This window comes from Pueribacillus theae (assembly GCF_003097615.1).
Lineage (GTDB): Bacteria > Bacillota > Bacilli > Bacillales > UBA6769 > Pueribacillus > Pueribacillus theae.
Genome location: NZ_QCZG01000019.1, coordinates 1 through 12,998, shown reverse-complemented (window position 1 = coordinate 12,998; position 12,998 = coordinate 1). Strand labels below are relative to the sequence as shown.

13 protein-coding genes are annotated in these 12,998 nt (G+C 40.2%); 11 read left to right on the top strand and 2 right to left on the bottom strand.

Translation table 11 applies throughout. The features are described 5' to 3' along the window. Positions 1-35 precede the first annotated feature (35 nt). The 9 genes from DCC39_RS10110 to DCC39_RS10070 all read left to right on the top strand — a co-directional run bounded on the left by DCC39_RS10110 (position 36) and on the right by DCC39_RS10070 (position 10,268). A complete protein-coding gene (locus DCC39_RS10110) occupies positions 36-572 on the top strand; it encodes a methylated-DNA--[protein]-cysteine S-methyltransferase (protein WP_116554779.1) in 537 nt (178 codons plus the stop codon). Between the two features lie 96 nt (positions 573-668). Continuing rightward, positions 669-1,562 (top strand): amidase domain-containing protein, encoded by an 894-nt coding sequence (locus tag DCC39_RS10105; RefSeq protein ID WP_116554778.1) that lies wholly within the window; start codon positions 669-671, stop codon positions 1,560-1,562. A 15-nt stretch (positions 1,563-1,577) separates the two neighbouring features. Continuing rightward, positions 1,578-2,048 (top strand): tRNA (uridine(34)/cytosine(34)/5-carboxymethylaminomethyluridine(34)-2'-O)-methyltransferase TrmL, encoded by a 471-nt coding sequence (gene trmL, locus DCC39_RS10100; RefSeq protein ID WP_116554777.1) that lies wholly within the window; start codon positions 1,578-1,580, stop codon positions 2,046-2,048. Positions 2,049-2,514: 466 nt separating this feature from the next. After that, the gene (locus DCC39_RS10095) at positions 2,515-4,410 is read left to right on the top strand and encodes a PrkA family serine protein kinase (protein WP_116554776.1); all 1,896 of its coding nucleotides are present in this window, start codon (positions 2,515-2,517) and stop codon (positions 4,408-4,410) included. Between the two features lie 281 nt (positions 4,411-4,691). Further along, positions 4,692-5,246, top strand: coding sequence for a signal peptidase I (gene lepB, locus DCC39_RS10090; RefSeq protein WP_116554775.1), 555 nt, complete (start codon positions 4,692-4,694; stop codon positions 5,244-5,246). Between the two features lie 196 nt (positions 5,247-5,442). Continuing rightward, complete coding sequence (yhbH, locus tag DCC39_RS10085; protein WP_116554774.1) at positions 5,443-6,612, top strand: sporulation protein YhbH; 1,170 nt, start codon at positions 5,443-5,445, stop codon at positions 6,610-6,612. 96 nt (positions 6,613-6,708) lie between these two features. Further along, positions 6,709-7,143: a CBS domain-containing protein gene (locus DCC39_RS10080; protein ID WP_116554841.1), complete on the top strand. Its 435-nt coding sequence runs from the start codon at positions 6,709-6,711 to the stop codon at positions 7,141-7,143. 93 nt (positions 7,144-7,236) lie between these two features. Next, a complete protein-coding gene (gene glpK, locus DCC39_RS10075; protein ID WP_116554773.1) occupies positions 7,237-8,736 on the top strand; it encodes a glycerol kinase GlpK in 1,500 nt (499 codons plus the stop codon). A gap of 125 nt (positions 8,737-8,861) precedes the next feature. Continuing rightward, the gene (locus tag DCC39_RS10070; RefSeq protein ID WP_116554772.1) at positions 8,862-10,268 is read left to right on the top strand and encodes a SpoVR family protein; all 1,407 of its coding nucleotides are present in this window, start codon (positions 8,862-8,864) and stop codon (positions 10,266-10,268) included. Between the two features lie 77 nt (positions 10,269-10,345). Here the strand turns inward: DCC39_RS10070 and DCC39_RS19110 are convergent, their stop codons facing one another. Both DCC39_RS19110 and DCC39_RS10065 read right to left on the bottom strand, forming a co-directional pair. Continuing rightward, a complete protein-coding gene (locus tag DCC39_RS19110) occupies positions 10,346-10,486 on the bottom strand; it encodes a hypothetical protein (RefSeq protein WP_165820833.1) in 141 nt (46 codons plus the stop codon). 85 nt (positions 10,487-10,571) lie between these two features. Then, positions 10,572-11,006, bottom strand: coding sequence for a PaaI family thioesterase (locus DCC39_RS10065; protein WP_116554771.1), 435 nt, complete (start codon positions 11,004-11,006; stop codon positions 10,572-10,574). Between the two features lie 173 nt (positions 11,007-11,179). Here DCC39_RS10065 and DCC39_RS10060 point away from each other — a divergent pair, with 173 nt between their 5' ends. Together DCC39_RS10060 and DCC39_RS10055 are read left to right on the top strand one after the other, a co-directional pair. Beyond that, positions 11,180-12,526, top strand: a complete 1,347-nt coding sequence (locus tag DCC39_RS10060; RefSeq protein WP_116554840.1) for a TrkH family potassium uptake protein — start codon at positions 11,180-11,182, stop codon at positions 12,524-12,526. 113 nt (positions 12,527-12,639) lie between these two features. Then, positions 12,640-12,852, top strand: coding sequence for an alpha/beta-type small acid-soluble spore protein (locus DCC39_RS10055; RefSeq protein ID WP_116554770.1), 213 nt, complete (start codon positions 12,640-12,642; stop codon positions 12,850-12,852). Positions 12,853-12,998: the final 146 nt, after the last annotated feature.

Genomic DNA, 12,998 nt, shown 5'->3' with positions numbered 1-12,998 from the left:
AACTATGGAAAATGAGTTTTAAAGAGGGGTTGTTCATGAATTCTTGCGGGATCATCTTTTATGGTGGAATGGAAAGTCCTATTGGACGACTAACAATATTTGCATCAGCTAAAGGCATATGTGCACTGCAATTCGGGGATCAAGACCAAGCACTTATGAACGTAAAAACAAAACTGGCCAAGTTCTCCAGTAAATTAGACTTTGTATGCGATGAAAGAAAAGTCGAAGAGGCAATGATCCAGCTGAAAGAGTATTTCTCGGGTATTAGAAAAACATTCGATCTGCCATTGGATTTGCACGGAACGCCCTTTCAATTGAAAGTTTGGGAGGAGCTTTCAGGAATAGCTTACGGTAAAACGGTGAGTTACAAAGATGTTGCAGCCGCCATTGGGATGCCAAAAGCAGTGAGAGCGGTGGGAGGAGCAAATAATAGAAATCCAGTGCCAATCATTATTCCTTGCCACCGGGTGATTGGGACAAATGGCTCACTTGTCGGGTATGGAGGCGGACTCCAAAAAAAAGAGTATTTGCTTCATTTGGAAAAAAGCCCATATCGCCGACTTACCTCGTAAAAAGAACTCATAATGGTTCTTTTTTTCTTGTCAAGGCGTAAACGTCAATTTTCGATCATAAAGTAGGCGTAGTGCTACTTCAGGAAGGAGATTTTTATGAATTGGCATGATGCCTTGAAAGAATACTGGGGAGAGTTGAATGGGTCAATTGTGAATGACAGAGAAGTGTTGTGTTTTGATCAAAAGGAAAGTACAGCATTTGAACGCAAAAAACAGCAATTAACCGATCGGAAAGTGAAAATTGTGAAAGCCATATCAAATGCGCAAATTGTAGGCTGTCATTATATAGACGGCAAAGAGCATGTGCGATATGGCATTCATCATCAGTTTGTCATGAAACAAAACGATGAATTTTATATTGAAGAAAGGGTGCAGCCGAGAAAGGCTGTGTTTAAAATGGGGAAAATAATTGATGACATCGCATTTCCACAAGAAACCATTGAACAAGAAAAGAGTGAAGTTGATTCACAGCCTAAAACCGGAGACAGCGACATCCGGTTTAAATATGATCGGCTCCAAGCGGTAAGATATGCAGAAAGATGGTGGAATTCTTACAACCCGGCATATCGGCAATTTGATGTGGATTGCACGAATTATGTCTCCCAATGCCTTCATGCCGGTGGAGCGCCGATGAGAGGGTATCCCAACCGTTCAAAAGGCTGGTGGTATCAAAATAATAATTGGAGCTTCAGCTGGTCTGTAGCACATGCTTTACGCTGGTATTTAAGCGGTTCGCAGTCAGGCCTTCAAGCAGCAGAAGTTTTTGAACCAAATGATCTGGAACTTGGAGATGTAATTTGCTATGATTTTGACGGAGATGGCAGGTGGCAGCATAATACGATCGTCGTCGCCAAAGACGGGAACAACATGCCGCTCGTGAATGCCCATACGACGAACAGCCGAATGAGGTATTGGGCATATGAAGATTCGACCGCTTGGACTGATCAAATTCAATACAAATTTTTTCACATTCGAAGCAGTGAACAATAATGGGGTGTAGAAGTTTTGGGATTACATGTCGTTTTATATCAACCAGAAATACCGGCAAATACCGGAAATATCGCAAGGACGTGTGCTGCAACAAACACCGCTTTGCATTTGATTCGGCCGCTTGGGTTTTCAACCGATGATAAAATGTTGAAGCGCGCGGGGCTTGACTACTGGAAATTTGTGGATGTAACCTATTACGATTCATTGGATGAATTTTATAAAAAAAATGAAGGAGAGTTTTTCTATATTACGAAATTCGGAAAGAAAAAGCATACAGATATCGACCTTACAGACAGGGAAACAAATTTTTATTTCATTTTTGGAAGGGAAACAAACGGGTTGCCGCCAGAAGTTATTGAAGCGAACCACGATCGCTGCCTGAGGTTGCCGATGACAGACTCGGTTCGGGCATTAAACCTTTCAAATACGGCGGCGATTCTTGTCTATGAAGCACTTCGGCAGCAAGATTACCCGGGTGTTAAATAAAGGAAAACGACCTAGACTTTGCGAGGTCGTTTTTTTGATCATGTTTTTACTTTTTCTTTAATCCCGGTGGATCGTTGTAGCCTGCAGTAAAAATGGATGTTAAAAATGCAAGAATGACGCCTAAAATTAAAATAAAGCTCATTTTATTACATGCCTCCTTGAATGTAATTTATTTCTAAATAATTGGTTTTCACCTATGTAATTATAATTCTTATTATAGCCTAAGAACAAAAGAAAGTGAAATAGAATTCAATAACGGACAATTAGAAAAAGACTGTAATCATGATAGTTGCCTGTGCATACGATGATAAAAAGTAACCAAGTCAGGCGTCATGTTCTCAATTTCAATTGAAGTGGTGTGATTCGAATTGAAGAAAAGTCGCTACAGGCGGTTAGCTCCCCTGTTTAAAAAGCACAAGCCTGCTTTATTAAGGCGGGTTGCATGGCAGAAATGGAGGGTGAACAGATGGATATATTAAATAAAGTAAAGAGTTACCGCGAAGAAGAGGAACGAATGAAATGGGAAGGGACGTTCTTGGAATATTTGGAAATGCTAAAAGAAAGGCCAGAAATCGCTCAAACCGCACATTCTCGTGTATATAATATGATAAAAGATGCAGGTATCACGGAAGTAGACGGAATGAAAAGGTATGAATTTTTTGGAAATCAGATATTTGGTCTAGAAGAGGCCATTGAAAGACTCGTTGAAGAATATTTTCACCCTGCCGCAAGGCGCCTTGACGTTCGCAAACGTATTTTGTTGCTTATGGGTCCTGTCAGCGGCGGGAAATCGACAATCGTAACCATGCTAAAGCGCGGGCTTGAACAATATTCCCGCACGGACGCTGGGGCTGTCTATGCGATTAAAGGATGCCCGATGCATGAGGATCCGCTCCATTTAATCCCACAGCATTTGCGGGAAGATTTTTATAAGGAATACGGCATTCGAATTGAAGGAAGCCTGTCGCCGCTCAATACGATGAGGCTGGAGAAGGAATATGGCGGCCGTATAGAGGATGTCATCATTGAGCGAATCTTTTTCTCTGAAGATAAGCGGGTTGGAATCGGGACGTTCAGCCCTTCTGATCCGAAATCACAAGATATTGCTGATTTAACAGGCAGCATTGACTTCTCGACAATCGCAGAATATGGGTCTGAGTCTGATCCAAGAGCTTACCGGTTTGATGGGGAACTGAACAAAGCAAACAGGGGTATGATGGAATTTCAGGAAATGTTGAAATGCGATGAGAAGTTTTTATGGCATTTGCTATCTTTGACACAGGAAGGCAATTTTAAAGCAGGCCGATTTGCGTTAATTTCTGCTGACGAGCTTATCGTTGCCCACACGAACGAAGCAGAATACCGCTCGTTTATCTCAAACAAGAAAAATGAGGCGCTGCATTCGAGAATTATCGTCATGCCCATCCCGTACAATTTACGAGTCAGCCAAGAGGAACGAATTTATGAAAAGATGATCAAAGAAAGTGATATGGCCCATGTGCATATCGCGCCACACGCATTAAAGGTTGCAGCTATTTTTTCAATATTAACAAGGCTTAAGGAATCAAAAAAGCAGGGCGTCGATCTTGTTAAGAAAATGAGGCTGTACGACGGCGAAAGCATTGAAGGATTCAATCAAGTGGATGTCGAGGAATTGAAAGTTGAACATCAGGATGAAGGCATGAGTGGAATCGATCCGCGCTATGTGATCAATCGAATTTCCTCTTCAATTATCCGCAAAGAAGTTCCATCAATCAATGCATTAGATGTGCTCCGTTCGCTAAAGGATGGGCTTGATCAACATCCATCCATTTCACAGGAAGACCGTGAAAAATATATGAATTACATCTCCGTTGCGAGAAGGGAATATGATGAAATCGCGAAAAAAGAAGTTCAGAAAGCATTCGTCTACTCTTATGAAGAATCGGCTAAAACATTAATGGATAACTATCTTGACAACGTTGAAGCGTTTTGCAATAAAAATAAGCTAAGGGACCCCATTACAGGCGAAGAAATGAATCCTGATGAAAAACTAATGCGTTCAATTGAAGAACAAATTGGCATATCTGAAAATGCGAAAAAGGCATTCAGAGAAGAAATTTTAATTCGTATTTCTGCCTATGCCCGAAAAGGCAAAAAATTTGACTACAGGTCTCATGACCGATTAAGGGAAGCGATTCAAAAGAAACTATTCGCTGATTTGAAAGATGTCGTAAAAATCACAACATCGACAAAAACGCCAGATGAATCACAGCTTAAGAAAATCAATGAAGTCATTGCAAGGCTGATTGACGAATATGGCTATAATTCAGTCTCGGCAAACGAACTGCTTCGCTATGTTGGAAGCCTTCTAAACCGCTAATAGAGGTTGTTCAAAAAGGCACTGAAGATCCGCGGCGCATCTCTTCGTTACGGTCTCATATGGCGCTGTTTGAAAAAAACGCTCTTGATAGTTTTTTATCAAGAACGTTTTTTTTACCTTATCTGTTGTTGCAGTTGTTCGGGAGAAAATGGTAAAGTATATTTAAGAAAAAACGCTTGCGCGTCCTTTTAGGAAGTCAGAGGTCAGAAACCAGAATAGTCTAAATTTGCGTCAAAGCAAATTTATGCTTGCTTATTTTTTTAAAAAAGGAGAAAGTCCAGATGCCGAATAACGAAGTCCGCTTCATAGACTGGCTTAAGGCTGCCTTCATCTCCTTTTTAATCGTTATCCTTGTCAGGCATTTTCTAATTGCAAATTATATTGTCCACGGGGAATCGATGATGCCCACAATCGAAGAAGGCAACCGGCTGATCGTAAATAAAATTGAATATGGATTTAAAGAACCATCCCGTTTTGATTTAATTGTATTTCATGCGAATTCAAATGAGGACTATATTAAACGTGTGATCGGAGTAGCTGGTGACGCGATTGAATATAAAGATGATCAATTATTTATAAACGGAGAAGCAGTTGAAGAACCTTATTTGGATGAATATAAAGATCAATTGTTTGATACTCAGCTTACTGAAGATTTTACCTTGCTTGAAAAGACAGGGAGATCGACTGTCCCTGAGGGCTATTTATTTGTCATGGGTGACAACCGAAGGCATAGTTATGACAGCCGGCATATTGGCTTTATAAACAAAAAGGAAGTTGTAGGTATCGTTGATTTGCGCTATTGGCCAATTGAAAGTTTTCAAACAAAGTTTAACTAACAAGGCATATTCCGAATAGAATGAGCCTTGTTTTTTGTTCAAAAAAAGTAAAAATTTGAATTTTAGTTAAGAAGCATAGATGATTTTTTGCAATAATTTGTTTTGTCTGCATAAGATAAAAGAAACAAGTTGTTTAACTGCAGAAATCTAGGTACAAATACGCCAAGGCGTATTCTGATTAAGAGGAGGGGAAATTGTGCAGGAAAACCAAGATTCAAGCTTTGTTGTCTCCAAGGAAAACTGGTCCCTCCACCGCAAAGGTTACCAAGATCAAGATAGGCATATGGAGAAAGTAAAAGAAGCAATAAAAAACAACTTACCTGATTTAGTAAGCGAAGAAAGCATTATTTTATCAAGTGGCCGTGGAGTTGTTAAAATTCCAATTCGTTCACTAGATGAATTTAAAATTAGATATAACTACAATAAAACAAAACACGTTGGGCAAGGCGAAGGAGACAGCCAAGTTGGGGATGTTGTCGCTCGTGAACCGGATTATGGCCAAGGAAAGCCAGGGGCGGGAAAAGGACAGCAGGCAGGTGACAAACCTGGATATGATTATTATGAAGCGGATGTTTCACTTGCTGAACTTGAGGAAGCCCTTTTTAAAGAAATGGAGCTCCCTAACTTAAAACAAAAGGAACAGGCAGAGATTGCGACAGAAAAAATTGAATTTAACGACGTTAGAAAAAAAGGCTTAATGGGGAACATTGACAAGAAACGCACGATCCTTGCTGCATTAAAAAGAAACGCGAGAAAAGGTAAAAAGAGCATTGCACCCATTTCTGACGATGATTTGCGATTTAAGACATGGAATGATGTCATTAAACCCGAGTCAAAAGCGGTAGTCATTGCCATGATGGATACTAGTGGCTCGATGGGAAATTGGGAAAAGTATATGGCAAGAAGCTTCTTTTTCTGGATGACACGATTTTTACGCACCCAGTACGAATCAGTTGAAATGGAGTTTATTGCCCATCATACCGAAGCGAAAGTCGTATCGGAAGAAGACTTTTTCTCCAAGGGGGAGAGCGGAGGGACAATTTGTTCGTCTGCTTACCGGAAAGCATTGGAATTGATTGAAGAGAAATACAATCCTATTCGATACAATATTTATCCATTCCATTTTTCGGATGGAGATAACTTAACATCTGACAACCAAAGATGCCTCAAGCTTGTTAATGACATCATGGAAGTTTCGAACATGTTTGGCTATGGGGAAGTTAATGCGTATAGCCGACATTCGACATTAATGACAGCTTATAAAAATATTGACAACCCAAAGTTCAGGCATTACATCTTGAAAGACAAACGCGACGTGTACTATGCATTAAAGAGCTTCTTCCAAAAACAATCGGTTGCTGTGTAAGAGGATATTCAAAAAGTCCGGTTTGAACACGCACTAAAAAAAGGAAAAATAATGATGCCAAACATGGACAAAATAGAGGCGAAAGGAGATGATCATATGCAACAACACACGATCGAAAACATCATGACAAAATCAGTAATTTCCGTTTCGCCAGAACAAAGCATTGAAGAAGCTGCCCAATTAATGCACCAGCATAATATCGGTGCTATTCCTGTTGTGGAAAATAATCGTGTAACTGGAATGATTACCGATCGCGATATTACGATTCGCTCGACGGCTGACGGCGGAAATGAAAAGATGCCCGTCTCTCAAGTAATGACAAATGATGTGGTAACCGTTTCGCCAAATATGAGTGTAGAGGAAGCGGCACAGCTTATGTCACAAAAACAAATTCGCCGCCTCCCTGTTGTTGAAAATGATCATGTCATTGGCATGGTTGCGTTAGGTGATCTCGCTACAGAAGAGAAGCACGATGCGAAAGCGGAAGAAGCATTAACAGATATTTCGCAGCCATCAAGGCCAACCCATTAATTCGGGATCTCGATTAAAGAGACAAAAATAGAAGCGTTCCTTCACGGGAGCGCTTTTTTTCTGTTATCATTGTTTAAAAAAGGGGGCGGTTTTTTGGGCAAAAAATATGTGTTGGCCATCGATCAAGGGACAACGAGTACGAGAGCAATTTTATTCAATAAATTTGGCGAGGTAGAATCTGTTGCACAAAAAGAATTCACGCAGCATTTTCCCAATCCTGGCTGGGTGGAACATGATGCGCAAGAGATTTGGAGCAGTACATTGTCAGTCATAGCGGAAGTCATTTCAAACCGTTCTGATATTTCCCAAAAAGAAATTGCCGCGATGGGAATTACGAATCAGCGGGAGACAACCGTTGTATGGGATAAACGGACAGGAAAGCCAATTTATCATGCCATTGTATGGCAATCCAGGCAGACCGTTGATATCTGTCATGAGTTAAAGGTTAAAGGCTATGAACAGCTTATTTCTGATAAAACGGGGCTTTTAATTGACGCGTATTTTTCTGGGACAAAATTAAAATGGATTCTTGATCATGTCGATGGCGCGAGACAACTTGCTGAAGAAGGGCATTTATTATTTGGAACAATTGATACATGGCTCATTTGGAAGCTGTCTGGCGGCGCGGTGCATGTGACAGATTACACAAATGCGTCACGCACGCTTTTGTATAATATCCATGAATTGAAGTGGGATGAAGAATTACTTAAAATTTTTGATATTCCAAAAGCCATGCTTCCAGAAGTAAAACCATCTTCATTTGTTTATGCAAAAACATTGCCAGAGCATTTCTTTGGTGAACAAATCCCGATCTCTTCCGCTGTAGGAGATCAGCAAGCTGCATTATTCGGGCAGGCTTGTTTTGACAATGGAATGGCTAAGAATACATATGGGACAGGCTGCTTTATGTTAATGAACACAGGCGAAAAAGCAGTAAAAAGTAAAAATGGCCTGCTTACGACCATTGCTTGGGGAATGGACGGAATGGTTGAGTATGCGCTTGAAGGCAGCATTTTTGTAGCTGGTTCAGCGGTTCAATGGCTGCGTGATGGGCTTGGCATGCTCAACGATTCAAAAGACAGCGAAAAATATGCGAAACGCATCACTTCAACAGATGGTGTCTATGTTGTCCCAGCCTTTGTCGGATTGGGCACACCTTATTGGGACAGTGATGCTAGAGGTGCGGTATTTGGCTTAACGAGAGGAACAAAAAAAGAACATGTTATTCGAGCAACACTAGAATCCCTTGCCTATCAAACGAAAGATGTGATCGATGCGATGACAGCAGATTCTGGAATTAAGCTGAAAGCGCTTCGTGTTGACGGCGGCGCAGTCAAAAATGATTTTTTAATGCAGTTTCAAAGCGATATTCTTGGCGTGTCGGTTGAACGACCGAAAGTGAATGAGACAACAGCACTTGGCGCTGCGATGCTGGCCGGGCTTGCCGTCGGATTCTGGAAAGATAAAAAGCAGCTCGCTGACCAATTTTCGATCGAAAAGACATTTACAGCGACAATGGCTGACGATGAAAGAAATAAGCTTTATCAAGGCTGGAAAAAAGCAATTGAAGCAACGATGGCTTTTAAGCCTTAATAGTGCGTTAGGAAGACAACGAGAGCCTCCGTACTTTTTGAACATCCACGGGAAAATACTAGTTCATTAATTGTATTTCGGCTCATACCATATAGTAATCCATCGATGAAAAGGGGATTACTTTTATGGACGAGATAAAAGCACTCAACCGTGCTATTGAAGAAATTAATGAAATTGCAAAGGGTTTCGGGCTTGATTTTTATCCGATGCGTTACGAAGTTTGTCCAGCCGATATTATTTACACATTTGGAGCATATGGGATGCCGACGCGTTTTTCCCACTGGAGTTTTGGAAAGCAATTTCACAAAATGAAACTTCATTATGATCTCGGCTTGAGCAAAATTTATGAGCTTGTTATTAATTCGAATCCATGCTATGCATTTCTTCTTGATACGAACAGCTTAATTCAAAATAAAATGATTATCGCGCATGTTCTGGCGCATTGTGATTTTTTCAAAAACAATGTGAGGTTTTCGAATACGAGGCGCGACATGGTCGAAAGCATGACAGCAACAGCCGAGCGCATCGCCCATTATGAAGTGGTTCATGGGAAAAAGGAAGTTGAAAAATTTTTAGATGCTGTATTATCGATTCAAGAGCACATCGACCCTTCCATTATGAGGCCTAAACTGAATTATAATATGTACGACGAACCGGAAGAGGAAGAGAGCGTAAAAACAACACCGTACGATGATTTATGGAAGATCGATCGCAAACTTACTCCAAAAGAAGAGCCTGTCCCTAAAAAGAAAAAGTTTCCGCCAAAACCAGAAAAAGATTTGCTTTTATTCATCGAGCAATTCAGCAGAGAGCTTGAAGATTGGCAGCGTGATGTTTTGACGATGATGCGAGAAGAAATGTTGTATTTCTGGCCGCAGCTTGAGACAAAAATAATGAATGAAGGATGGGCGACTTACTGGCATCAGCGGATTTTAAGAGAGATGGATTTAACGACAGAAGAAGCCATTGAATTCTCCAAACTGAACGCGGGAGTTGTTATGCCTTCAAGAACTTCGATAAATCCATACTACCTTGGATTAAAAATTTTTGAAGATATTGAAGAACGCTACAATAATCCTACGGAAGAAATGAAGAAATTGGGGGTTGAACCGAATTCCGGAAGAGAGAAGCTGTTCGAAGTGAGGGAAATCGAATCAGACATCTCGTTTATCAGGAACTATTTAACGAAAGAACTCGTCCAGAAAGAAGATATGTATTTATTCGAAAAGCAAGGGCGGGATTATAAAATAACGGATAAAGATTATGAAAATGTACGGGATCAGCTTGTTGCTATCCGTGTAAACGGCGGCTTTCCTTATATTACGGTGACGGATGGCGATTACCTGAGGAATGGCGAGCTATATTTAGTACACAGTTATGAAGGAACAGAACTTGACCTGCCGTATCTTGAAAACGTCCTGCCCTATATTTATCAGTTATGGGGAAGGCAAGTGCATATAGAAACGATCGTGGATGAAAAGCCGGTCGTTTATTCTTACGACGGAAAAAAGGTTTTTCGAAGATATTTATGATCGGGAAGTTAGGCGTGTGGCAACGCTACACAAAAAGGATGATCTCAAGCAAAAATGAGATCATCTTTTCATTTTCATTAGCGAAATTGGTTTTCTGTTGATTTCATTCGATTTTGTTCATCTGGGATACGACTTTGATCTTTCAAGCGTTGGTTTTCTTCAGCCTGTCTATTTTTTGAATTCTCTTTCAGAAACTCTTTATCCTTATTATCAGCCATAATGAAACCCCTCCTCATAACGAATTAATGTTACTTTTCCCCACTTTTATTGAAAAAAAACGAGAGAAGTGGTCTCACTAGGTCTTTACTTTTTCTCAAATCGGTAAAAGGTTCCGTTCGTCGCACACATGAGCTCGCCTTTTTCATTTTTCACTTCACATTCCATGAATGAGACTTTATAGCCTTCTTTCACATAGCGGGCGGTAGCAATGATTGTCCCTGTGTTTGACGCTTTAAAATAAGAGGTTTTCAGTTCCAATGAAACATATGGAGCATCTTTATATCGAAAGTTTAAATGACCCATTGCTGTATCCGTAATATATGTATAAATGCCGCCATGGACGATGCCGGAAGGATTGAGCATTGGCTCGGTTACCTGGCATGTGATGGTACATGTCCTTTTTTCATCATCATATGTAAAGTTAAAATCAAACAATTTAAATAAAAACACATTTTCAGGCTGTTGGCTGCTAGCATCGTATGCTTTTTCGACGTGGTTTAAAAATTGTTGCTTGTCCATTTCGTTCACCCTTTTTCACAAGATTAAAACTCTTCTTCATTGTAATCGAGTAGAACAAAATTTGCGAGTGGATATCCCGTCTTTTTTGTTTTAGGATAATTGATAACCAAACTGTTAAGTGGTATTTTATTATGTATATTTGTTATGAAAGAAGGGAAGGCGGAATGCCTAGAATAAGACGTATGAAATCCAATCATTTATCATCCTTTCAACTGCTTGTGATCTTTTATTTTAGTGCTGTTTCAATTTCCGCAATCCTGCTTAGCCTTCCTTTTGCCCACAAACCGGGCGTTGAGTTTAGTGTAATGGACGGGATTTTTACGGCAGTGAGCGCTGTTAGTGTGACCGGGCTAACCGTTGTATCGATCGCGGACACATTCAGTGTCGCTGGCACGTTTGTCATACTGATTGTCATTCAAATTGGCGGTCTCGGTTTAATGACGATGAGCACGTTTATTTGGATTCTAGTGGGAAAAAAAATCGGGCTAAAGGAACGCCAGCTGATTATGGCTGATCAAAATCAACCAACACTTTCAGGGCTTGTCAATTTAATGAAACAAATCCTTCTGCTTATTTTAACAATTGAATTTATCGGTTTTCTTATCCTTGGCACTTATTATTTAACGTATTTTCCAACTTGGCAAGAAGCGTATTATCAAGCACTTTTTGCAACGATTAGTGCAACGACAAACACAGGCTTTGATATAACTGGCAATTCCTTGCTTCCTTTTGCACATGATTACTTTGTGCAATTTATCCATATGGTCCTCATTATACTTGGGGCGATTGGTTTTCCTGTGTTAATTGAAATCAAACGCTTTTTCCAGCATAAAAAGAAATCTGAGCCTTATCGTTTTTCATTATTTACAAAATTAACGACGTCAACTTACTTTATCTTAATTGCAGTTGGGTTCTTACTTATTCTCGTTTTGGAATGGACTCATTTTTTTGTTGGAAAGTCATGGCACGAAAGCTTTTTTTATGCATTATTCCAATCTGTCACGACGAGGAGTTCGGGCCTTTCGACCCTCGATGTTAGCGAGTTCACACTTGCGACCCAGCTTATTTTAAGTGTTTCGATGTTCATTGGCGCTTCGCCGAGCAGTGTGGGAGGCGGGATTCGAACAACGACGTTTGCGATTGTTTTACTGGCAATCTTTTTCTATGCGAAAGGAAAAGGATCAATTAAAGTGTTTAATCGTGAAATTTATGAGGATGACATGAGGAAGGCTTTTGTTGTATCTGCGGTAGCCGTATTATTGTTTGTGGTCGCTGTCATCATTTTGTCGATTACAGAGCAATTATCGCTGATGCCAATTATTTTTGAAGTTGCTTCTGCTTTCGGTACATGTGGTTTATCTTTAGGAATAACACCGGAATTAAGCACGATTGGCAAAATCGTCATCATGTCACTTATGTTTATCGGAAGGATTGGCCTGGTTACACTTGTTTTTCTTATACGTGGAAAGGAAATTACAGAGAAATATCATTATCCAAAAGAACGCGTTATTATTGGTTAAGCAAGGGAGTCTCCTTTGCTTTTTTTTCTTTTTCTTACTAATAATTGGCATGTAATTACATACATAAGCATTGCCCAATGTCGCAAACTATGTGTACAAAGGAGGTGATACACATGGCAAACAACAACAGCAACAACAGCAACCAAATCCTTGTTGAAGGTGCAGCACAAGCAATTGATCAAATGAAACTTGAAATTGCTCAAGAGTTCGGTGTAAACCTCGGTGCTGACACAACTTCTCGTGCTAACGGTTCAGTTGGTGGAGAAATTACAAAGCGTCTTGTATCTTTCGCTCAGCAACAAATGAAAGGTTTCCAACAACAATAATTTCATATAACATGGCTGTGAGGGGGCGGTTTTTACCGTCCCTTCTTCTATACTAATCATCATTTCGCTGGGGTGAAACATCTATGGAGCCTGTTTGTCCGCTTTGCAACCAACTTGAAAACATACAGCTTGATTGTGAGAAATGC